Origin of the sequence: Vibrio clamense (genome assembly GCF_050337905.1) — a bacterium.
Lineage (GTDB): Bacteria > Pseudomonadota > Gammaproteobacteria > Enterobacterales > Vibrionaceae > Vibrio > Vibrio cortegadensis.
On sequence record NZ_JAKJTJ010000020.1, the window covers coordinates 440,128 to 461,790 of the forward strand.

18 protein-coding genes are annotated in these 21,663 nt (G+C 43.5%); 9 read left to right on the forward strand and 9 right to left on the reverse strand.

All coding sequences use genetic code 11. From position 1 onward, the window contains the following. Nucleotides 1–78: 78 nt before the first annotated feature. From pcnB to panC, 4 genes are read left to right on the forward strand one after another with little or no spacing between them, the layout of a single operon-like run. On the forward strand, nucleotides 79–1,440 hold the full coding sequence (pcnB, locus tag L4C39_RS07060; RefSeq protein ID WP_113799243.1) for a polynucleotide adenylyltransferase PcnB: 1,362 nt from the start codon (nucleotides 79–81) through the stop codon (nucleotides 1,438–1,440). Continuing rightward, on the forward strand, nucleotides 1,437–1,922 hold the full coding sequence (folK, locus tag L4C39_RS07065; protein WP_429745149.1) for a 2-amino-4-hydroxy-6-hydroxymethyldihydropteridine diphosphokinase: 486 nt from the start codon (nucleotides 1,437–1,439) through the stop codon (nucleotides 1,920–1,922). The genes pcnB and folK overlap by 4 nt, the downstream gene beginning before the upstream one ends. Nucleotides 1,923–1,972: 50 nt before the next feature. Then, nucleotides 1,973–2,767, forward strand: coding sequence for a 3-methyl-2-oxobutanoate hydroxymethyltransferase (gene panB / locus L4C39_RS07070; RefSeq protein ID WP_429745151.1), 795 nt, complete (start codon nucleotides 1,973–1,975; stop codon nucleotides 2,765–2,767). 8 nt (nucleotides 2,768–2,775) lie between these two features. Further along, nucleotides 2,776–3,669, forward strand: coding sequence for a pantoate--beta-alanine ligase (gene panC / locus L4C39_RS07075; protein ID WP_017054154.1), 894 nt, complete (start codon nucleotides 2,776–2,778; stop codon nucleotides 3,667–3,669). A 108-nt stretch (nucleotides 3,670–3,777) separates the two neighbouring features. Here the strand turns inward: panC and L4C39_RS07080 are convergent, their stop codons facing one another. From L4C39_RS07080 to L4C39_RS07090, 3 genes are all read right to left on the reverse strand, one after another. Further along, a complete protein-coding gene (locus tag L4C39_RS07080) occupies nucleotides 3,778–4,548 on the reverse strand; it encodes an ABC transporter permease (protein ID WP_113799247.1) in 771 nt (256 codons plus the stop codon). 1 nt (nucleotide 4,549) lies between these two features. After that, the gene (locus L4C39_RS07085; RefSeq protein WP_113799249.1) at nucleotides 4,550–5,467 is read right to left on the reverse strand and encodes an ABC transporter ATP-binding protein; all 918 of its coding nucleotides are present in this window, start codon (nucleotides 5,465–5,467) and stop codon (nucleotides 4,550–4,552) included. A 208-nt stretch (nucleotides 5,468–5,675) separates the two neighbouring features. After that, nucleotides 5,676–7,307 (reverse strand): SulP family inorganic anion transporter, encoded by a 1,632-nt coding sequence (locus tag L4C39_RS07090; protein ID WP_253825279.1) that lies wholly within the window; start codon nucleotides 7,305–7,307, stop codon nucleotides 5,676–5,678. Nucleotides 7,308–7,568: 261 nt separating this feature from the next. Between L4C39_RS07090 and can the strand changes: the two genes are divergently transcribed. Continuing rightward, a complete protein-coding gene (can, locus tag L4C39_RS07095; protein WP_113799251.1) occupies nucleotides 7,569–8,243 on the forward strand; it encodes a carbonate dehydratase in 675 nt (224 codons plus the stop codon). A gap of 66 nt (nucleotides 8,244–8,309) precedes the next feature. On the opposite strand, the gene hpt is transcribed toward can, so the two are convergent. Further along, nucleotides 8,310–8,840, reverse strand: a complete 531-nt coding sequence (gene hpt, locus L4C39_RS07100; protein WP_113799309.1) for a hypoxanthine phosphoribosyltransferase — start codon at nucleotides 8,838–8,840, stop codon at nucleotides 8,310–8,312. Between the two features lie 294 nt (nucleotides 8,841–9,134). On the opposite strand from hpt, the gene L4C39_RS07105 reads away from it, so the two are divergent. Further along, entirely contained in the window at nucleotides 9,135–9,752 is a 618-nt protein-coding gene (locus L4C39_RS07105; RefSeq protein WP_017054160.1) for a LuxR/HapR/OpaR family quorum-sensing transcriptional regulator, read from the forward strand. Between the two features lie 283 nt (nucleotides 9,753–10,035). On the opposite strand, the gene lpdA is transcribed toward L4C39_RS07105, so the two are convergent. From lpdA to ampD, 5 genes are all read right to left on the reverse strand, one after another. Beyond that, nucleotides 10,036–11,463 carry a dihydrolipoyl dehydrogenase gene (lpdA, locus tag L4C39_RS07110; protein ID WP_017054161.1) on the reverse strand — a complete coding sequence of 476 codons (1,428 nt, stop codon included), beginning with the start codon at nucleotides 11,461–11,463 and terminating at the stop codon, nucleotides 10,036–10,038. A 247-nt stretch (nucleotides 11,464–11,710) separates the two neighbouring features. Further along, nucleotides 11,711–13,606: a pyruvate dehydrogenase complex dihydrolipoyllysine-residue acetyltransferase gene (gene aceF / locus L4C39_RS07115; protein WP_429745155.1), complete on the reverse strand. Its 1,896-nt coding sequence runs from the start codon at nucleotides 13,604–13,606 to the stop codon at nucleotides 11,711–11,713. A gap of 26 nt (nucleotides 13,607–13,632) precedes the next feature. Further along, complete coding sequence (aceE, locus tag L4C39_RS07120) at nucleotides 13,633–16,296, reverse strand: pyruvate dehydrogenase (acetyl-transferring), homodimeric type (protein ID WP_113799255.1); 2,664 nt, start codon at nucleotides 16,294–16,296, stop codon at nucleotides 13,633–13,635. Nucleotides 16,297–16,352: 56 nt separating this feature from the next. Then, nucleotides 16,353–17,120 (reverse strand): pyruvate dehydrogenase complex transcriptional repressor PdhR, encoded by a 768-nt coding sequence (pdhR, locus tag L4C39_RS07125; protein ID WP_429745158.1) that lies wholly within the window; start codon nucleotides 17,118–17,120, stop codon nucleotides 16,353–16,355. Nucleotides 17,121–17,587: 467 nt separating this feature from the next. Then, nucleotides 17,588–18,136 (reverse strand): 1,6-anhydro-N-acetylmuramyl-L-alanine amidase AmpD, encoded by a 549-nt coding sequence (ampD, locus tag L4C39_RS07130; protein WP_429745257.1) that lies wholly within the window; start codon nucleotides 18,134–18,136, stop codon nucleotides 17,588–17,590. Between the two features lie 139 nt (nucleotides 18,137–18,275). On the opposite strand from ampD, the gene nadC reads away from it, so the two are divergent. From nadC to pilB, 3 genes are all read left to right on the forward strand, one after another. Then, nucleotides 18,276–19,166 (forward strand): carboxylating nicotinate-nucleotide diphosphorylase, encoded by an 891-nt coding sequence (nadC, locus tag L4C39_RS07135; RefSeq protein WP_429745160.1) that lies wholly within the window; start codon nucleotides 18,276–18,278, stop codon nucleotides 19,164–19,166. A gap of 258 nt (nucleotides 19,167–19,424) precedes the next feature. Further along, the gene (locus L4C39_RS07140) at nucleotides 19,425–19,862 is read left to right on the forward strand and encodes a type IV pilin protein (protein WP_429745162.1); all 438 of its coding nucleotides are present in this window, start codon (nucleotides 19,425–19,427) and stop codon (nucleotides 19,860–19,862) included. After that, nucleotides 19,863–21,542 (forward strand): type IV-A pilus assembly ATPase PilB, encoded by a 1,680-nt coding sequence (gene pilB, locus L4C39_RS07145; protein ID WP_429745164.1) that lies wholly within the window; start codon nucleotides 19,863–19,865, stop codon nucleotides 21,540–21,542. The last annotated feature ends 121 nt before the right edge of the window (nucleotides 21,543–21,663 follow it).

Consider the following 21,663-nt stretch of genomic DNA (forward strand, 5'->3'; position numbering starts at 1 on the left):
AGCCGCAAATAATGAGCATAACGCCATTTAGAACAGAATAAAGGCAAAGTTGGCGATACCAACTTTTTCGATAAGTTAATGAATAAAAACGACATTACTATTCGCAACGAACGCGAAAACGGAGATTTAGCCCTGAATATTATCACTCGCCAAGAGCACAATATTTCACGTAAGCAGATCAGCGATAATGCTCTAAAAGTTCTCTATCGACTAAACGGTGCCGGTTTTGATGCATTTTTAGTTGGCGGAGGTGTACGCGATCTTTTACTGGCAGAACAGCCTAAAGATTTCGACATCGCGACCAATGCGACCCCAGAACAGATCAAGCACCTCTTTAGAAATTGCCGTCTTATTGGACGTCGCTTTAGACTTGCGCACATCATGTTTGGTCGCGATATCATTGAAGTTGCAACCTTCCGTGGGCATCATCAAGAACCAAGTAAAAATGTTTCAGCTCAGTCGACTGAAGGCATGTTATTACGTGATAACGTATACGGCAGTGTCGATGAAGATGCCGAGCGCCGTGACTTCACCATCAATGCGATGTACTACAACATTGCTGACTACAGCATCCATGATTATGCTGACGGTATTGAAGACCTTGAAGACAAGCTGATTCGCCTGATTGGTCATCCAGAAACTCGTTACCGTGAAGATCCAGTACGCATGCTGCGCGCTATTCGCTTTGCGGCAAAACTCGATTTTGATATCGAAGAAGATACTGGCGCTCCTATCGAGGAACTCGCTCATCTTCTGCAAGATATTCCTTCAGCTCGCCTATTTGAAGAGTCATTAAAGCTACTTCAATCAGGATACGGTTTAGAGACGTACCACTTAATGCGTGAGTACAACCTATTCCAACAGATGTTCCCATCGATTGCCGAAGAGTTCACTGAAGATTACTCATCACCGACAGAGATGATGCTTGATCTGGTGCTTGATTCGACTGATCTTAGAATTGAAGATGGTAAGCGTATTAACCCAGCATTCATGTTTGCCGCTATTTTGTGGTACCCAATGAACAAACTGGCAGAAAAGCTAGTCGCAGAGCAAGGTATGGCCCATTACGATGCCGTAATGGAAGCAAGCAACCTGATACTTGATAAGCAAGTGCGCTCAATAGCCATTCCTCGTCGTCATACCGCTACCATTCGCGAGATTTGGCAGCTTCAATTGCGTCTGCCTCGTCGCAATGGCAAACGCGCTTCTCGCCTTATGGAGCTGAATAAGTTCCGTGCTGGCTATGATTTCTTAGAAATGCGTGGTGAAGTTGAACAAGGCGAAACTGAGAAGCTAGCAAAATGGTGGGACACCTACCAAAAAGCGGGCCGTAATATGCGTCAAGCGATGGCAAACGAAGTCGATGGAGCACCGAATCGCTCAGGCCAAACTCGTCGTCGTAAGAATTACCGCAATAAAAAAGCGAAATCAGCAGAATGATCACAACGTACATTGCTGTAGGCAGCAACCTTACCGATCCGGTATCTCAAGCAAACCGTGCGATTGATGCGCTAAGGTTACTGCCTAAATCTGAGTTAATGAAAGCCTCTATGCTATACAGTAGCACACCCATGGGGCCGCAAGACCAACCAGATTACATCAATGCTGTTGTTGAAATTCAAACCGAATTAACGCCACTTGAACTGCTCGACTGCACACAAGCGATTGAGCTAGAACAAGGGCGTGTCCGTAAAGATGAGCGCTGGGGTCCAAGAACCTTAGATCTCGATATTATCTTATACGGCAATGAGGTGATCGATTCCGAGCGTCTAGTCGTTCCGCATTATGGAATGAAAGAGCGTGAATTCGTGCTCTACCCGCTTGCTGAAATCGCACCAAGTTTACAACTCCCTGATGGCGAGCGACTTGCCGATCTATTAACAGTCGTTGACCAAAATGGACTCAGTATTTGGCATTCATAACGGAAGGTTATAGCACTCCGTTTACAGCCAAACACTGATAAGGATAATCAATGAAAAAAATCACCATTAATGATCTAATCAAATGCAAGCAAGAAGGCCGCAAGTTTGCGACATCAACAGCCTATGATGCAAGCTTTGCTCAGCTGTTTGAAAGCCAAGAGATGCCAGTATTATTGGTTGGCGACTCTTTAGGAATGGTACTGCAAGGTAAGAATGATACTTTGCCAGTGACGGTTGAAAATATTGCTTACCATACTAAAATGGTTCGAGCTGGTAGCCCTAACTGTCTATTAATGTCAGACATGCCATTCATGAGCTACGCGACACCTGAACAAGCTTGCGAGAACGCAGCAACCTTGATGAGAGCTGGCGCTAACATGGTTAAGATTGAAGGTGGTCGATGGTTAGTTGAAACCGTAGAGAAACTAACAGAACGCGCTGTCCCTGTTTGTGCTCACCTCGGTTTAACGCCTCAATCAGTCAATATTTTTGGTGGCTACAAAATTCAAGGTCGTGACCAAGAACAAGCAGATAAAATGGTCTCTGATGCCTTAGCTCTGCAGAATGCTGGAGCCCAAATCGTATTACTAGAATGCGTTCCTGCATCCCTTGCTGAACGCATTACCAAAGCGTGTAATGTACCTGTTATCGGCATTGGTGCTGGCAACGTCACCGATGGTCAGATTTTGGTAATGCACGATATGTTCGGAATTTCAGCGAACTATATGCCAAAATTCTCTAAAGATTTCTTGGCTGAAACTGGAGACATGCGTAAAGCTGTCGCGAAGTACATTGCTGATGTGCAACAAGGGACTTTCCCTGATGACGCACACACCATCGCTTAGGAAAGACTATGCAAACTTTTGCTGAAATAACCGCTTTACGCGAACAGATCAAACAGTTGAAGCGTGATGGACGAACCATTGCTTTTGTTCCAACTATGGGCAACTTGCATGAAGGGCATCTTACCTTAGTGCGCAAAGCTCGTGAACATGCCGATATCGTCATCGTAAGTATTTTTGTGAATCCTATGCAGTTCGAACGTGCAGACGATTTAACAAACTACCCACGCACGTTAGAGGACGATTTAAGCAAACTGAACGGCGAAGCGGTCGATCTCGTCTTTACTCCGACGCCAGAGATCATGTACCCAGGCGGTTTGGATAAACAGACCTCTGTTGAAGTGCCTGGCTTATCACAAATGCTGGAAGGTGTTTCTCGTCCGGGTCATTTCCGTGGTGTTTCCACCATAGTGACGAAGCTATTCAACATCGTTCAACCCGATGTCGCTTGCTTTGGCGAAAAAGATTACCAACAGCTTGCTGTGATACGTCAAATGACGATTGACCTTGCGTTAGATATCAAAATTATTGGTGTACCAACAGTCCGTGAAATGGACGGCTTAGCGCTTAGTTCACGTAATGGTTTACTGACCATTGATCAGCGCCAGCGAGCTCCTGTGTTAGCGAGAACCATGCGCTGGATAAGCAGTGCTATCCGTGGTGGCCGTGATGATTACGCTTCTGTGATTGAAGATGCGAGCGATCAACTACGTGCCGCAGGCTTACAACCAGATGAAATCTTCATTCGTGATGCGAGCACTCTACAAGCGGTATCAGCGGAAAGCAGCCAAGCGGTAATTTTAATGTCCGCATTCTTAGGTCAAGCTCGTTTAATTGATAACCAAGTTTTGGATCTAGCGGCGGAAGTGAAAGAGCCGGAAACCACAGAAGAAAAAGCAGAGTAGTCGTTTATTATTAACTGTTCACCTAATAAAAAGGCGCAATCACGAATGATTGCGCCTTTTTAATTTAAAGCTACTGGCTAAGATATTACTTTTCTTAATTACGTAAGCTTAACTGCGTAAACCAATGCCTTTTGTCACTAAGTAGTGAGCCACTGCATAAAGAGCCACAATAAACACACCCAGAACCGTAAAAGACGTCACAATACCTACATCTGAAACACCCAAGAAGCCATATCTGAATGCATTAACCATGTAGACTATCGGGTTCAATTTAGACACGCCTTGCCAGAATTCAGGCAGCAGACTGATTGAGTAGAAAACCCCACCCAAGTATGTCAACGGTGTCAGAATAAAGGTTGGAATAATCGAGATATCATCAAACGTTCGTGCAAATACCGCATTAATTAATCCACCAAGCGCAAACACAATCGACGTTAAGAAGACCGTCGCAATGATCACACCCCAGTGATCAACTTGTAGATCGACAAAAAACAGTGATACGAATGTTACGATCGTACCGACAAGCAAGCCACGTACAACTCCACCCATCACGAAACCTGCGATAATGACATAGTTTGGAACCGGGGCCACCAGTAGTTCTTCGATGTTTTTTTGGAACTTAGCACTAAAAAATGAGGAGGCGACATTCGAATACGAGTTGGTGATCACCGACATCATGATCAAACCAGGGACGATGTATTCCATATAGCTAAAGCCATTCATTTCACCGATTCGAGCACCAATCAGGTTACCGAAAATGATGAAGTAGAGTGTCATAGTGATTGCTGGCGGAACCAAAGTTTGCACCCAAATACGAGTGAATCGGTTCACCTCTTTCGTTAATAAGCTACAAAAAGCTGTCCAATATAAGCTGTACATATTATTGCCCCCCCTCACGAACAATACTCACAAATAACTCCTCTAAACGGTTCGCTTTATTACGCATCGAGAGCACTTTTACGCCCTGTTCACTTAGTTGAGCAAAAATAGCGTTTAAGCCTAAATTCTTATCAATTTCGATTTCTAAAGAGCCATTAACCATCACCTGGCTATTTACTCCATCGAGCTTAGGTTCTGGAGTTCCTTCTTCTAAATCCAAAATGAAGGTCTCAACACTCAGTTTGCCAAGCAGTGATTTCATGCTGGTATTCTCAATCAGCTCACCACGATTAATGATGCCAATATTGCGACATAGCATCTCCGCTTCTTCCAAGTAGTGAGTAGTAAGGATAATCGTAATGCCCAACTTCTCATTAATACCTTGAAGGAACTCCCACATAGAGCGGCGCAGTTCAATATCAACACCCGCGGTTGGTTCATCAAGAATCAGCAACTGTGGCTCATGCATTAGAGCGCGAGCGATCATCAGACGACGCTTCATACCACCCGATAGGTTACGAGCACGTTCGCCGCGCTTTTCCCACAAATCTAACTGAGATAGGTACTTTTTAGCTCGTTCTTTCGCCAATGCTTTTGGTACACCGTAATAACCCGCTTGCTGTAGAACGATCTGTTCTACCGTTTCAAATGGATTAAAGTTGAACTCTTGTGGCACCAACCCTAAGTTCTGTTTTGCCAACTCAAGATCAGTATCAATGTTGTATCCGAATACCTTAACCTTACCTGATGTCTTGTTAACAAGAGACGAGATAATGCCAATAGTCGTCGATTTACCCGCACCATTGGGGCCTAACAAGGCGTAAAAATCACCTTTTTTAACACTTAAGCTGACGCCTTTTAAAGCTTCGAAGCCGCCAGCGTAAGTCTTGCGTAACTGTTCTATTTCTAATGCGTACATTGCTTTTACCCTTCAAGCTAAGCAGGTAATTGATTATGGCCGACAGTCTATCGTCGAATGACGATTAAAGCAATGAAACCTCACCGACTCTTATTAATTAATGAAACTTATCAATTGATGCCATGATCAATTCACCACAAAAAAGCCGTTGAATTTTACCTCTTCAACGGCTTACAACCCCTACTACGCTCTGTCGAATCTCTAATAATCAGTTCTCATCAACACCGACATATTCGAGTGCTGCATTCAACGCTTCATACCTGAACTTGAAACTATTATGTTCTGGCACTAAATCCAAAACATGAAACTTCTCTAATTGCTCTAACGTGCTTTCATTAGGGCAAAGTAAATAGACCTCACAGTTCGTATCCAACGCATCTTTTATGGCATTTTCTAACGCAAGACCCACCGTTACGTCGATCATTGGCACATCGCTTAAATCTAAAATCATCGCGTCATAGTCATCAATACTATTGTGTTGGCGTGAAATCGCTTTCGAAACGCTGAAAATCATTGGGCCAGAGAGGTAAAAGAACAACACCTTTCCATTCGCTTGATCAAGCAAAGATCTCTCGCTGTCAGTTAACGGGACATCATTGTCATCAGCATCACTGATGGCCTTTACTTTTCTCGCCTGTTCACGGCTTAATCGCTCAATAATGATGATGTTAGAAATGAAAACGCCCAAACCAACCGCCGCGATTAAATCGACAAATACCGTAAGAAGCATTACGCCATACATAATCGCCATGCCTTGTAGGCTGACTTTATGAGCGCGCTGGATGAAACTCCAATCCAATATATTGAAGCCAACGTATACTGCAATTCCCGCCAAAACTGCCATTGGAATCGGTTCAGTGAGTGAGCCTGCCACTAATACAACTAAGGCTAAGACTAAAGCTCGGATCACCCCAGATAGAGGCGAACGCGCCCCCACTTGGATATTCGTCACCGTTCCCATCGTAGCTCCTGCTCCAGGTAATGCACCAAACAAACCAGACAACATATTGGCTAAACCTTGGCCTCTCAGTTCCTTATCTGAATCATGATCCTTACGAGTTAGAGAGTCTCCAATAACAGCCGTTAGCAGCGTATCAATACAACCTAGAGTCCCCAATACCAACGCATCAATAACCATCGCAGTGAACATTTCAGCGTTTACCGTTGGAATAACAAGAGATGGTAAACCCGCTGGAATTTCACCGATTCGACGAATACTGTCAGTATCAAAAATGATGACCGACAATAAGGTGACCACAATCAGCGCCACAAGCTGAGCGGGCATATATTTACGATATTTATCCGGCAATAAGAACAGAATAAGCAGAGTCAAAATGCCCAAGAATAACTCTCCAAACTGAATGTTGGAGAGTGTTTCAGGCAAGGCATTCAATGTTCCCATTACGCCACCGGATGGGGCTGGGTGCCCTAACAGTGGGGAGAGTTGGAGGATGATCAGTATTACACCAATTCCCGACATAAAGCCGGAAATGACACTATATGGCATCAAAGTTATATATTTTCCTAACTTTAAAGTACCTATTAAAATTTGAAAAGCGCCAGCCATCATCACCACAGTAAATGTCATCGCCATACCGGTTTCAGGATAGCGAGCCATCATACTGGTCATGACCGCCGTCATGATCACCGTCATTGGACCTGTTGGTTCGGAGATTAAGCTTGATGAGCCACCAAAAAGTGCAGCGAATAACCCCACCATAATCGCGCCCCACAACCCGGCCTCGGCTCCTGCCCCAGAAGCAACACCAAACGCTAATGCCAAAGGAAGTGAAATGATGGCAGTCGTGACACCACCGAACATGTCTCCCTTAAAATTCATATCTTTAAAACGACTTCCAAACAAAATATGGCTCCTGCCAATAGAAAACGGGGATGAATATAAGCTTAACAAATCTCACATCGATAATTGAGCACTCTCATTATCTCCGTCATCATGAGTTATAACTGAAAGTTAGGATCAGCGCTAAGTTAATGATTTTTGCCTCTAGAACACGTCAGATGAGTACGTTTTAACTGATTTTTTACACGACCGAATTTGTAACATTGTGTATAGTGATGAAAGATCATTAAGGGAAGTAAGATGCCAGAAATTAAACAACTTTTTGAAAATAACTCAAAATGGTCAGAGTCGATCAGATCCAACCAGCCAGAGTATTTTGCAAAACTAGAGGACGGCCAAAATCCAGGATTTCTTTGGATAGGTTGCTCAGATAGTCGAGTTCCAGCAGAACGTTTAACAGGGCTTCATTCTGGGGAACTTTTTGTCCACCGAAACGTAGCGAACCAAGTAATTCATACCGATTTGAATTGTCTTTCTGTCGTGCAGTATGCGGTTGATGTTCTTAAAGTGAATCACATCATTGTGTGCGGTCACTATGGTTGTGGCGGAGTAAATGCGGCCATTGATAACCCTCAACTTGGTTTAATCAACAACTGGTTGCTTCATATCCGAGACCTGTATTTAAAGCACCGTAGTTTTCTTGCTGAAATGCCTCGAGAACGTTGGGCAGATAAGCTATGCGAAATTAATGTTGCAGAGCAAGTGTATAACTTGGGTAACTCGACTGTACTTCAAAATGCGTGGGAGCAGGGTCAAGATATTCAAGTCCATGGCGTAGTCTATGGTATCGGAGATGGCAAGTTAGAAGATATTGGTATGCGCTGCTCCAGTAGGGAAAGCCTAGAAACCTCGTACCATGCTGCGATTAAGAAAATACTCAGCTCAAAAGAGCTACTAACCAGTATTGATGATTAAAACTCATAAAATTAAAAATGCCCGCTAACTTAAGCGGGCATTTTATTATATCAACGTCTGAAAATTCTATTCCTGAGGTACAACTTTGCCGATGTACGGTAGGTGACGATATTTCTGTGCGTAATCGATTCCCACACCAACGACAAACTCATCTGGGATTTCAAAACCGATCCATTTAACATCCACATGCACTTCACGACGCGATGGTTTATCGAGCAAAGTACAGATCTGAATCGATTTAGGTTCACGCAGTGATAAAATTTCGCAAACCTTGTTTAACGTGTTACCCGTATCGATGATGTCTTCCACCAGCAAAACATCTTTGCCTTTAATATCATCATCTAGATCTTTCAAGATACGCACATCACGCGAACTCGACATTGTATTGCCGTAGCTAGATGCGGTCATGAAATCCACTTGGTGTGTTATGTCAATGGCACGAGCTAAATCAGCCATGAAGACAAATGAACCACGTAGCAGACCAACCATGACTAAATCTTCGCTGCCTTGATAGTGTTCAGTAATTTGCTGACCTAATACACGCACTCGCTCCTGAACTTCTTGTTCTGGAATCATAACTTCAACTGTATGTTTCATACCAATCTCGATTTGTAGGGTGTTAACTACATCGATTTTATAGCAAAAATCATGTAGCTCCATAAACTCGCGCTTATCTTAACACTGCTACGCCTCATAGTTAAATGTTTAACCTTGCTGCGATGATTAGAATAAATTTCATACGCAAACCATTGCTTTTTCTCATTACTGATATAATTGTCTACTAATTCGCCATTAGTTATTGACCTACTTCATATGCACCATTACACTCATACCGCTTTAAGCAATAAATATAATAATCAATTAGAAACAACTCACGGCAAGGAAAATAAAATGGACTCAATAGCTAAGAGACCAAGAACAAGGCTTTCTCCTCAACGACGCAAACATCAGCTGATGGAAATTGCGTTAGAAGTATTCGCTCGTCGTGGCATAGGACGTGGTGGTCATGCAGATATTGCAGAAATCGCCCAAGTCTCTGTTGCCACTGTATTTAACTACTTCCCGACTAGAGAAGATTTAGTCGATGAAGTGTTAAACCATGTGGTTCGTCAATTCTCGAACTTCCTATCTGACACCATCGATCTCGATCTACACGCAAAAGAAAACTTGCATAACATCACCTCTGAAATGGTGAGTTTAGTGATCAATGATTGCTACTGGCTGAAAGTGTGGTTTGAATGGAGCGCATCAACACGTGACGAAGTATGGCCTCTGTTTGTTACAACGAATAGAACCAGCCAACTGCTCGTTCAAAATATGTTTGCTAAAGCGATAGAGCGTGGCGAAGTCTGTGATCAACATGAGCCAGAGCATTTGGCTAATTTGTTCCACGGCGTATGCTACTCGCTATTTGTGCAAGCGAATCGAAACCCAGACCTAGAGAGCATACAAGCCTTGCTTACGAGCTATCTAGACATGCTATGTATTTACAAGCGTGAAAATCACTAATTTATTCACGTTACCAGCGGATAAAACCGCCGTGTAATCCAGAATAAATAAATGGAAAGGCTGATATTTATATCGGCCTTTTTTAATCCATGGTCTTTTGTACTTTGTACTTCATAGCTTCATAGCTTCATAGCTTCATAGCTTCATAGCTTCATAGCTTCATTACGACAAATATCACGCTGATAAATTTTAGACACAAAAAAACCGCTGACTTATCAGCGGTTTTTATTCTTTTAAAAGCTCTTATCTCGAAGTGATTTAGCGAATAATGCTAATGTACAACTTACTTCTTCTTAACTGCTTTTTTGTTTGGTAGGTCAGTGATTGAACCTTCAAATACTTCCGCAGCTAGACCCACCGACTCATGTAGAGTTGGGTGAGCGTGGATAGTAAGTGCGATGTCTTCTGCATCACAACCCATCTCGATAGCAAGACCGATTTCACCAAGAAGTTCACCACCGTTAGTACCGACGATAGCACCACCGATGACACGGTGAGTCTCTTTATCAAAAATAAGCTTAGTCATACCATCAGCGCAGTCAGATGCAATCGCACGGCCTGATGCAGCCCAAGGGAAAGAGGCAACTTCATAGTTAAGGCCTTCTTCTTTCGCTTCTTTCTCTGTCTTACCTACCCAAGCGACTTCTGGCTCAGTGTACGCAATTGATGGGATTACTTTAGGGTCGAAGTAGTGCTTCTTGCCTGAAATAACTTCAGCAGCAACGTGGCCTTCATGCACACCTTTATGAGCAAGCATTGGTTGACCAACCACATCACCGATAGCATGGATGTGATCTACGTTTGTACGCATTTGCTTATCTACGTTAATGAAACCACGTTCATCAACTTCGATACCCGCTTTTTCAGCATCGATAAGTTTGCCATTTGGTACACGGCCGATAGCAACAAGAACGGCATCGTAACGCTCAGCTTCTGCTGGTGCTTTTTTGCCTTCCATCGAAACGTAAATACCATCTTCTTTCGCTTCAACTGCTGTTACTTTAGTTTGTAACATCAGCTTAAATTTGTTCTTAATACGCTTAGTGTAAACTTTAACGATGTCTTTATCCGCAGCAGGGATAACTTGATCGAACATCTCTACAACTTCAACTTTAGAACCTAGAGAGTGATATACCGTACCCATTTCAAGACCGATGATACCACCGCCCATGATAAGTAGCTTTTCAGGTACTTCTTTCAGTTCAAGTGCATCCGTAGAGTCCCAAATGCGTGGGTCTTCATGAGGAATAAACGGTAGCTTGATTGGGCGAGAACCCGCTGCAATGATAGCGTTGTCAAAGTTAACCGTTGTTGGCTCGCCTTCGCCTTCAACAAGAATGCTGTTAGGACCTGTGAATTTACCGAAACCATTAACAACTGTAACATCACGCATCTTAGCCATACCGCCAAGACCGCCAGTCAGTTGAGTTACTACTTTATCTTTCCAAATACGGATCTTGTTAATATCAGTTTGAGGCTCACCAAATACAACACCGTGATCAGCCATCGCTTTTGCTTCTTCGATAACTTTAGATACATGAAGCAATGCTTTTGATGGGATACAACCCACATTCAAACATACACCACCAAGCGTGTTGTAGCGTTCAACTAATACCGTTTCTAGACCTAAATCTGCACAACGGAATGCCGCTGAATAACCAGCAGGACCTGAACCAAGTACAACAACTTGGGCTTTAATTTCTTTGCTCATTGTGACCTCTTGTAGTCATTATCCCTAACAGGCTGAATGGGTAAACCTAAAATAGAATGTCGCTTTCAAACGGTACATATTTTACAGAGATGTTAACAGTGTGAAAGCAAGATTAGGTTAGCCTGTGAGCTAGACAACAATTCATCTCATGAAATTCTGATTTATAGAAAAACGATGATGAATATTGTCTACTAATTCTGTGTGTTAAAAATTAAGGTGACCCGAAAGTCACCTTAATAATTGCTTTCTAAAGTACTAGGCGACGAATGTCTGACAATGCACTATTTAAGAAAGTAATGAATCGCGCACCTTCTGCGCCATCGATCACTCGGTGATCGTACGACAGAGAAAGAGGAAGCTGTAAGCGAGGTTCAAAATCTTTACCATTCCATACTGGTTTGATTTCAGATTTAGATACACCAAGGATACCCACTTCTGGCGCATTTACGATTGGTGTAAATGCTGTGCCACCAATACCGCCAAGGCTTGAGATTGTGAAACAACCGCCTTGCATATCAGCAGCAGTAAGCTTACCTGCACGTGCTTTCTTCGAAATAGCCATTAGCTCTTCAGATAGCTCGTAAATACCTTTTTTGTTCACATCTTTAAAGACTGGAACAACTAGGCCATTAGGCGTATCAACCGCAATACCTACGTTTACGTATTTCTTAAGGATGATACTTTCACCATCTTCAGAAATAGAAGAGTTAAACGCTGGGAATGCTTCTAATGCTTTAGCAACAGCTTTCATGATGAACACAAGTGGCGTGATCTTCATGCCTGTATCTTTCTTCGCTTCGATTGCATTCTGTTCTTTACGGAATGCTTCTAGCTCAGTGATATCAGCGTTGTCCCACTGTGTAACGTGAGGGATCATTACCCAGTTACGGTGTAGGTTAGCACCTGAGATCTTCTTGATCTTAGAAAGCTTTTTAACTTCAGTTTCGCCGAACTTGCTGAAATCCACTTTTGGCCAAGGCAGAAGACCAAGTGCAGAGCCGTCACCGCCTTTCGCTGAAGCCGCAGCACCAGATTCAAGACGCTTCAGCGCTTCCTTCACAAAGCTCTGTACATCTTCTTTCAAGATACGGCTCTTACGGCCAGTACCTTTAACTTTAGTTAGGTTAACGCCAAATTCACGCGCTAAACGACGAACGACTGGTGAAGCATGTGCGTAATCATTGTTCTCTTGGAAATCACCCGCAGTTGGTGCTTCAACTTTAGCAGCAGGAGCCGCTGGTGCTGAAGGCGCTTGAGCTGCTGGAGCCGCCGCTTGAGGAGCAACAGGTGCAGCCCCTTCAACAACAAACGTCATGATTAAAGAGCCAGTTGACACTGTATCGCCCGCTGCAATCTTGATCTCTTTCACTGTACCCGCGAATGGTGCAGGAACTTCCATTGAAGCTTTGTCGCCTTCAACAGTAATTAGAGATTGCTCTTCTTCTACTGTATCGCCAACTGCTACCATGATTTCAGTAACTTCTACTTCGTCACCACCGATATCAGGAACGTTCACTTCTTTTTCAGCAGATGCTGCTGGAGCCGCTGCAACTGGTGCCGCCGCAGGAGCTGGTGCTGAGCCAGCCACTTCGCCTGTTTCTACAGAGAAAATCATTACTAGAGAGCCAGTAGATACTGAATCACCAGAAGCGATCTTGATTTCTTTAACGATACCAGCGAATGGTGCAGGAACTTCCATTGAAGCCTTATCACCTTCAACAGTAAGAAGAGATTGCTCTTCTTCTACTGCGTCGCCGACAGCAACCATGATTTCAGTTACTTCAACTTCATCGCCGCCAATGTCAGGAACGTGAACTTCTTTAAGCTCAGCAACTGATGCAGCAGGCGCAGCTACAGGAGCTGCTTCAACTGCTGGAGCAGCCGGTGCTGCTGCACCTTCCGCTTCGCCACTTTCTTCAACGAACAGCATAATTAGAGAACCAGTAGAAACAGAATCGCCTTCTGCAACTTTGATCTCTTTAACAATACCTGCTTGAGACGCTGGAACTTCCATAGAAGCTTTATCGCCTTCAACCGTGATCAGAGACTGCTCTTCTTCAACCTTGTCGCCAACGTTTACAAGAATCTCAGTTACTTCAACCTCGTCAGCACCGATGTCTGGTACATTAATTTCGATTGTCATTGTATTTACCTACCTTAATGCCAGTCTTATGCGTATTGCGGGTTAATTTTGTCTGCGTCGATGCCGAATTTAGCAATTGCTTCAGCAACTACTGATTTCTCGATATCACCACGTTTAGCCAGTTCAGTTAGTGCTGCAACTACAACGTAGCCTGCATTTACTTCAAAGTGACGACGTAGGTTTTCACGGCTATCTGAACGACCGAAACCATCTGTACCAAGTACTTTGTAAGACTCAGTTGGCATGTACGCACGTACTTGCTCAGCGTAGTTCTTCATGTAATCCGTTACTGCGATTGCAGGCTCGTTACCAAGAACCGTTGTGATGTACGGTACTTTCTCTTCAGCTTCAGGGTGAAGCATGTTGTCACGCTCAACCGCTTGACCGTCACGAGTCAGTTCGTTGAAAGACGTTACAGAGAATACGTCAGATGCTACGCCATACTCTTCGCTCAGGATCTTAGCCGCTTTACGCGCTTCGTTCATGATAGTACCAGAGCTCATTAGCTGAACTTTAGACTTCGAACCAGCGTAAGACTCAAGCTTGTAGATACCTTTACGAATGCCTTCTTCAGCGCCTTCTGGCATTGCTGGCATTGCGTAGTTCTCGTTCATTACGGTTAGGTAGTAGTAGACGTTCTCTTGGTTCTCACCGTACATGCGACGGATACCGTCTTGCATGATTACCGCTAGCTCGTAAGCAAACGTTGGGTCGTAAGAGATACAGTTAGGAACTGTGTTCGCCATGATGTGCGAGTGACCATCTTCATGCTGTAGACCTTCGCCGTTTAGCGTTGTACGGCCTGCAGTAGCACCCAGTAGGAAACCACGAGCTTGTTGGTCACCAGCTAGCCATGCCATGTCACCAATACGTTGGAAACCGAACATTGAGTAGTAGATGTAGAACGGGATCATTGGTAGATCGTTTGTGCTATATGACGTTGCAGCAGCAACCCATGAAGCCATAGAACCTAGCTCATTGATACCTTCTTGAAGAACTTGACCAGACGTTGCTTCTTTGTAGTAAGAAACGATGCCTTTATCTTCAGGCGTGTAGTCTTGACCGTGCGGGTTGTAGATACCAACCTGACGGAATAGACCTTCCATACCAAAGGTACGAGCTTCATCACAGATGATAGGAACGATGTTCTTACCAATGTTCTTATCTTTAAGAAGGATGTTTAGCGTACGTACATAAGCCATTGTGGTTGAGATATCACGCTTTTGCTCACCAAGTAGAGGGGCAAATGCATCAAGCTCAGGCACTTTAAATTCTTGAGTAAACTTAGGTAGACGCTTAGGCGTGTAACCGTGCAGTGCATTACGACGCGCATGCATGTACTCATATTCAGCAGAACCTTCTTCCAGTTTCAGGTAAGGAAGCTCTTTGATTTTCTCATCAGAAAGAATGTCTTCTAGACCTAAACGATCACGTAGGTGTTGAACATGAGTCATGTCCATTTTCTTAACACCGTGTGCAATGTTTTTGCCTTCAGCTGCATCACCCATGCCGTAACCTTTAACTGTCTTAGCTAGGATTACAGTTGGCTTACCACCTGTTTCTTTTGCATTGTTGAATGCAGCGAACAGTTTAGAAGAATCATGACCACCACGCTTAAGCGCGAAGATTTCATCATCAGTCATGTCTGCAACGAGTGCAGCTGTTTCTGGGTACTTACCAAAGAAGTGCTCACGTACATAAGCGCCATCTTTAGATTTAAATGTTTGGTAGTCACCGTCGATAGTTTCATTCATTAACTGAAGAAGCTTACCAGATGTGTCTTTAGCTAGTAGAGAATCCCAGTTGCTGCCCCAGATTACTTTAACAACGTTCCAACCTGCGCCTTTAAATAGGCCTTCAAGTTCTTGGATGATGCTACCGTTACCCATTACAGGGCCATCTAAACGCTGTAGGTTACAGTTGATTAGGAAACATAGGTTATCCAGTTTTTCACGAGCAGCGAAAGAGATCGCACCACGTGATTCTGGCTCATCCATTTCGCCATCACCTAGGAAAGCGTAAACACGTTGAGCGCCAGTCTCTTTCATGCCACGACCTTCAAGATACTTAAGGAAGCGAGCTTGATAGATAGCAGAGATAGGGCCAAGACCCATAGATACCGTTGGGAACTGCCAGAATTCAGGCATTAGTTTAGGGTGCGGGTAAGAAGGGATACCTTTACCATCCACTTCTTGACGGAAGTTATCTAACTGCTCTTCAGTCAGACGACCTTCAACGAATGCACGAGAGTAGATACCTGGAGAGATGTGACCTTGGTAATAAACTAGATCGCCGCCATCGGTCTCATTTGGAGCACGGAAGAAGTGGTTAAAACAAACTTCATAGAACGCCGCAGCTGATTGGTAAGACGCCATGTGGCCGCCCAAATCCAAATCTTTTTTCGAAGCACGCAATACGATCATGATGGCATTCCAACGAATGATCGAACGAATACGACGCTCAAGAGTCACATCACCTGGGTAAGCTGGCTCTTGTGTTGCTGGAATGGTGTTGATGTAGTTAGTGTTAATACCTGTTGGCATATCAACACCATCTAAACGTGCTTTATCTAGAACTTGCTCTAGTAAATATTGTGCACGTTCTACGCCTTCTTCGCGTACTACTGACTCAAGCGCTTCTAGCCAATCTTGAGTTTCCAGTGCATCAACGTCATGCTTCATGTCAGACATGGCGGTCTATCCTTTTTGTTAGTTGGATTCTACTAAACACGCAGTGATTCGCTTAATTACGAATCACCACCCTGTTGAATTCGACGTAAAGATCGTTCGCGTCGCGACTCCTCTTTTGTCAAATCCAACAATGTTTCTTCAATGTAAGCTAAATGGGAGTGTGACATTTCTCGCGCCTTCTCAGGCTGTCCAGAAACGATCGCATCAACAATATTAGCCCTGTGTATACTCACTCTATCCACCACGTCTTTGCGGCGATGTAATAGCTTTAAATTTTGTAAAACGTTTTGCTCAAGCAAAGGTGCAAGGCTTCGAACAATATGCAGCAAAACCACATTATGGGCCGCTTCAGTCAGCGCCACTAAAAATGCCATTACCGCAGCAGATTCTTGTTCTACATCAGCTTTATCTTGCGCTGCATGTATTTGTTCCTGGCACGCTTGAATGCGAGCAAAATCTTCATCAGTACCACGCAAGGCTGCAAAATAAGCGGATATTCCTTCCATCGCATGACGTGATTCCAACACATCAAGTTGAGTTTCAGAATGATTCGACAATAAATCAAGTAAAGGATCAGAAAAGCTTTTCCAGATACCTTCACTAACAAATGTTCCACCACCTTGACGGCGTATTAACAGTCGTTTGGCTTCTAAGCGCTGTATCGCTTCACGGATCGAAGGACGAGACACGTCGAACTGTTTAGCCAGCTCGCGCTCTGGTGGCAGTTGCTGCCCTGGAGCCAGTGTTCCTTCCACTATCAGCCTTTCTAGTTCCTGCTCAATAACATCAGAAAGTTTAGGCTGACGAATCCTTTGATAAGCCATATTTATTGTTCTTCTACTCTATGCAGTCAATTGGTAATACCAATTTCAAGTTGGGCAAGAAATTAACATAATTAAAACGACACTGTCCAGTTGAAAATTGACCTAAATCATAGAACACAGCACGGATTAACCGCAATTTAACAAATTAACTTTAAAACAATAAAGGAATTGGTCTTACCATTTACAGAAAAGATACGAGTGGGGAGGTAACGTGCTAGGTGGTATTCGTCTTATTAGATTAATTTGTGATGAAATATGAATAAAAAGGAGGGGGAATTTTCCTCATTGGTACAATTATGAGTTTTTTATCAATTAACAAATACTCATAAAGAGGTAAAAATACCTCGAAAGTTTTAAATAAAATGAAAATCTAGAAAAAGTGCGCGGCTTCTCAAAAAACAGCTAAATTCGCGCAAGTTCACAATCTAAAGAGAAAAGATAAATTCCAACATTTATCTTACATATTTTCAAACTGCTTGTAGGCTTTTTCGAAACCGTCGCCAATCAAAACATAAACCGGGATCCGTTTTCCTTAAAGGCGCAATGTATTGATGTCCGGTAATTCGGGGAAGAGTAATGCTTGGATAAGACATCATCAGAGTCTCGGATAACAGTTGCAACGCTTGATATTGATTATCGGTATAAGCCTCGTAATCAGTACCTTCAAGCTCAATGCCAATCGAATAATCATTGCATCCTGTCCGTCCTGAAAAGCTGGATTGTCCAGCGTGCCATGCTCGAGCAGTAAAAGGCACAAATTGCACGATTTCACCGTCTCTGCGAATGATACAATGAGCAGACACCTGCATGTTATGAATCACAGCGAAGAAAGGATGTTCGTTTGCATCAAGTTTACCCATAAAAAACTGTTCGATATAAGGCCCACCAAACTCCCCTGGTGGTAAACTGATATTGTGAACCACCAGCAGAGAAATATCTGACGGATCAGGGCGTTCATTATAAAAAGGAGATGGCACATGACGAGCCGATTGATACCAACCATTTTCATCAATCATCACTGTTATTCCTTGGCTACTTTTCTGGGATCGCTTAGATTTTACATTTCAGACAATGAAAAGCGAGATTAATGGCTGAATTTCATCCTCAGCAAGAGTATCATTCTCATTCCTATTCGACTCCCATATTAGATTTGCGATGAAAAACACACATAACAGCCAAGAACGACTTGACTACTTAAAGCAGCAACTTCCTCTAGAAATCACTCGCTCTGTCGTCGATACCATCAGAGAGGACCTTGGTGGAACCTTAGATCCAGCCGCTGATATTACCGCAAGTTTAATCCCTGAAGATGCACAAAACGTAGCGACCATTATTACTCGTGAGCACGGTGTATTCTGTGGTAAAGCTTGGGCTGATGAAGTGTTTAAGCAACTTGGTGGTCAAGTCACGATTGAGTGGCATGTTCAAGATGGCGATAAAGTTGAACCAAACCAAACACTCTGCACCTTATCAGGCCCGTCACGTGCGCTATTAACTGGCGAGCGTAATGCAATGAACTTTATTCAAACGCTCTCTGGCTGTGCAACAACGGTGGCTGAGTATGCGAAACAAATTGAAGGTACGGGTTGCCGCTTGCTTGACACTCGCAAGACGATTCCCGGCCTTCGCAGTGCACTAAAATATGCTGTAGCCTGTGGTGGCGGTTTTAATCACCGTATTGGGGTGTTTGACGCTTACCTGATCAAAGAGAATCACATTATCGCCTGTGGTGGCATTGAAAAAGCGGTGGCGACAGCGAAACAACTAAACCCTGGCAAACCTGTTGAGATCGAAACAGAAAGCCTTGAAGAATTGAAACACGCCATTGAAGCGGGCGCTGATATTATCATGTTGGATAATTTCACTACCGATATGATGCGTGAAGCCGTAAAACTCAACGCTGGCCGTGCCGCTTTAGAAAACTCAGGCAATGTAACACTTGAAACCATCCGTGAGTTTGCAGAAACCGGCGTAGATTATATTTCGGTAGGGGCATTAACGAAGCATTTAAAAGCGATGGATCTATCCATGCGTTTTCAGTCGTAAAGCAAATTAACACTATGATATAAAACAAAAAAGGTCGTTAATTCGACCTTTTTTGTATTGATAACATAGTAAACAATATGCCTTTCTATTAACTCACTCTCACAATTTTGCATCTTTAATGAAATCATTAAGTGAATTTCATTATCTCACTCGCGCCCCCTCTCTCACCGCATATTCAATTCGCCATCAAGCTCCTATTCTCTGGTTCATCAAATATTAGTGATTTTCACCAATATAGACTGAAATTTGGAGAACAAGATGAAACACAGTAACAAGAAAATACAGAAAGGTTTTACCCTAATTGAATTGATGATTGTAGTGGCGATTATTGGGGTGTTGTCAGCGGTAGCAATTCCTGCATACAAGAGCTATGTAACCAAAAGTGAATTGGCATCAGGAGCAACAACAGTTCGCAATTTACTTACAAATATTGATATGTACCAACAAGAAAACGGCACATACGTAGGTATGACCCTCGCAGATGTAGGTGCATCTCAAACAATGAGCGGCCTTGGAGATCTTGATCTTAAAGCTTTAACTGTTAGCTCAGCTCAAGCTACATTTACATTCGATAACTCATCGGTTGATACTGCTGAAATAAAATATAGTAAATCATCAACTGGTTGGGTATGTTTAATTACACCAAATAGTGCAACTGCAGTAACAACGGACACCAAACCAAAAGGTTGCTCATAATTGTTCACCAACCTCCCCGCTATTCTACGTCAGGCTAACCTGCTTAGCCTGACGCAAGAACAAGCACTGGTTGAACATATGAATGCTTCTGGCCTTTCGGTACCGGAGGCATTGTTTGATCTTGGCCTTTTTTCGGCCAACACCCTAACCGAGCACCTAAGCGCTATCTTTGGTTTACCTGAAACCAACCTTGACCATTATGACTACCATGACCTGTGCCAAAAACTGGGGTTGCGTGAACTGATTACCCGCCATCAAGCGCTGCCTATTTCTAGTCATGACCATGTGCTCACCATTGCCGTTTCTGACCCTACTCACTTATTAATCGAAGATGATTTTCGTTTTGCGACTGGTCACCAAGTTGAGTTAGTGCTCGCGAACTTTAAAACACTGCAAGGGGCGATTCGACGCTTGTATGGACATTCGATCCAAGGCGCTCAACAAACACAGAAAGAGATCAGCCAAGAAGAGCTAGCTAACTTAATTGAGGTCAGTGAAGATGAGATCGAAAATATTGAAGATCTTAGCCAAGATGACTCCCCTGTTAGCCGTTTTATCAATCAAGTGTTATTAGATGCCGTCCGTAAGAAAGCCTCCGATATTCACTTTGAACCTTACGAAGACAACTATCGCATTCGTCTGCGTTGCGATGGCATTTTGGTTGAAACTCAACAACCCGCCAGTCATTTAAGCCGGAGGCTTTCAGCACGATTAAAAATTCTCGCCAAACTCGATATTTCAGAACGACGCTTGCCTCAAGATGGGCGGATCAAGCTCAGGTTGAATCAAGATAACGCCCTCGATCTCCGCGTCTCTAGCTTGCCAACCTTATGGGGTGAAAAGATCGTATTACGGCTGCTCGATAGCAGTGCGGCCAATCTCGATATCGACACGCTTGGCTATAATTCAGAACAAAAACAACTCTACCTTAACGCCCTAAAAAAGCCGCAAGGCATGATTTTAATGACCGGCCCAACAGGAAGTGGAAAAACAGTATCGCTCTATACTGGACTCAGAATTCTAAATACCAGTGAAGTGAACATTTCGACGGCGGAAGATCCTGTAGAGATCAATTTATCGGGGATCAACCAAGTTCAAGTCAAACCGAAAATTGGCTTTGGTTTTGCTGAAGCTCTGCGATCTTTTCTCCGTCAAGATCCCGATGTGGTCATGGTTGGGGAGATCCGTGATTTAGAAACCGCCGAAATAGCGGTGAAAGCAGCGCAAACTGGCCACTTGGTGCTTTCCACGCTTCACACCAACTCTGCCGCAGAGACCGTAGTACGGCTTACTAATATGGGCATTGAAGCATTCAATCTCGCCTCATCTTTAAGTTTAATCATTGCTCAGCGTCTGGCTCGAAGGCTGTGCGAGCATTGCCGTCAACCGGATACCAATACACCTCTACACCTTGAAATAAGTGCTGAAGATCGTATCTATCGAGCAAATCCTAAAGGTTGTAGCGAATGCACTGGCGGTTACTCTGGTCGAGTGGGTATTTATGAAGTGATGGAGTTTAACTCAGATCTTTCTGAAGCTCTTATTAAAGGAGCCAGCATTAATCAAATTGAGCAATTAGCGCAGAAGAACGGAATGCAGAATTTACACAACTCAGGGATAGAAAAATTAAAACAAGGCATCACTAGCTATCGTGAATTACAACGAGTGCTCTACTTTTGATTAAACGAGCACCACTGAAAAAGAAGGCTCAGCCGGTTTTCTATCACGACCATAACTTCTGTATTGAGCGGTCATGGTATAGAGACCAACGCCCCATCAATCGCTAAATACGAGACCACTG

Coding starts and splice junctions, on each gene's coding strand:
- pcnB (WP_113799243.1), top strand. CDS start 79: ATGAATAAAAACGACATTACTATTCGCAACGAACGCGAAAACGGAGAT.
- folK (WP_429745149.1), top strand. CDS start 1,437: ATGATCACAACGTACATTGCTGTAGGCAGCAACCTTACCGATCCGGTA.
- panB (WP_429745151.1), top strand. CDS start 1,973: ATGAAAAAAATCACCATTAATGATCTAATCAAATGCAAGCAAGAAGGC.
- panC (WP_017054154.1), top strand. CDS start 2,776: ATGCAAACTTTTGCTGAAATAACCGCTTTACGCGAACAGATCAAACAG.
- L4C39_RS07080 (WP_113799247.1), bottom strand. CDS start 4,548: ATGTACAGCTTATATTGGACAGCTTTTTGTAGCTTATTAACGAAAGAG.
- L4C39_RS07085 (WP_113799249.1), bottom strand. CDS start 5,467: ATGTACGCATTAGAAATAGAACAGTTACGCAAGACTTACGCTGGCGGC.
- L4C39_RS07090 (WP_253825279.1), bottom strand. CDS start 7,307: ATGAATTTTAAGGGAGACATGTTCGGTGGTGTCACGACTGCCATCATT.
- can (WP_113799251.1), top strand. CDS start 7,569: ATGCCAGAAATTAAACAACTTTTTGAAAATAACTCAAAATGGTCAGAG.
- hpt (WP_113799309.1), bottom strand. CDS start 8,840: ATGAAACATACAGTTGAAGTTATGATTCCAGAACAAGAAGTTCAGGAG.
- L4C39_RS07105 (WP_017054160.1), top strand. CDS start 9,135: ATGGACTCAATAGCTAAGAGACCAAGAACAAGGCTTTCTCCTCAACGA.
- lpdA (WP_017054161.1), bottom strand. CDS start 11,463: ATGAGCAAAGAAATTAAAGCCCAAGTTGTTGTACTTGGTTCAGGTCCT.
- aceF (WP_429745155.1), bottom strand. CDS start 13,606: ATGACAATCGAAATTAATGTACCAGACATCGGTGCTGACGAGGTTGAA.
- aceE (WP_113799255.1), bottom strand. CDS start 16,296: ATGTCTGACATGAAGCATGACGTTGATGCACTGGAAACTCAAGATTGG.
- pdhR (WP_429745158.1), bottom strand. CDS start 17,120: ATGGCTTATCAAAGGATTCGTCAGCCTAAACTTTCTGATGTTATTGAG.
- ampD (WP_429745257.1), bottom strand. CDS start 18,136: ATGATTGATGAAAATGGTTGGTATCAATCGGCTCGTCATGTGCCATCT.
- nadC (WP_429745160.1), top strand. CDS start 18,276: ATGAAAAACACACATAACAGCCAAGAACGACTTGACTACTTAAAGCAG.
- L4C39_RS07140 (WP_429745162.1), top strand. CDS start 19,425: ATGAAACACAGTAACAAGAAAATACAGAAAGGTTTTACCCTAATTGAA.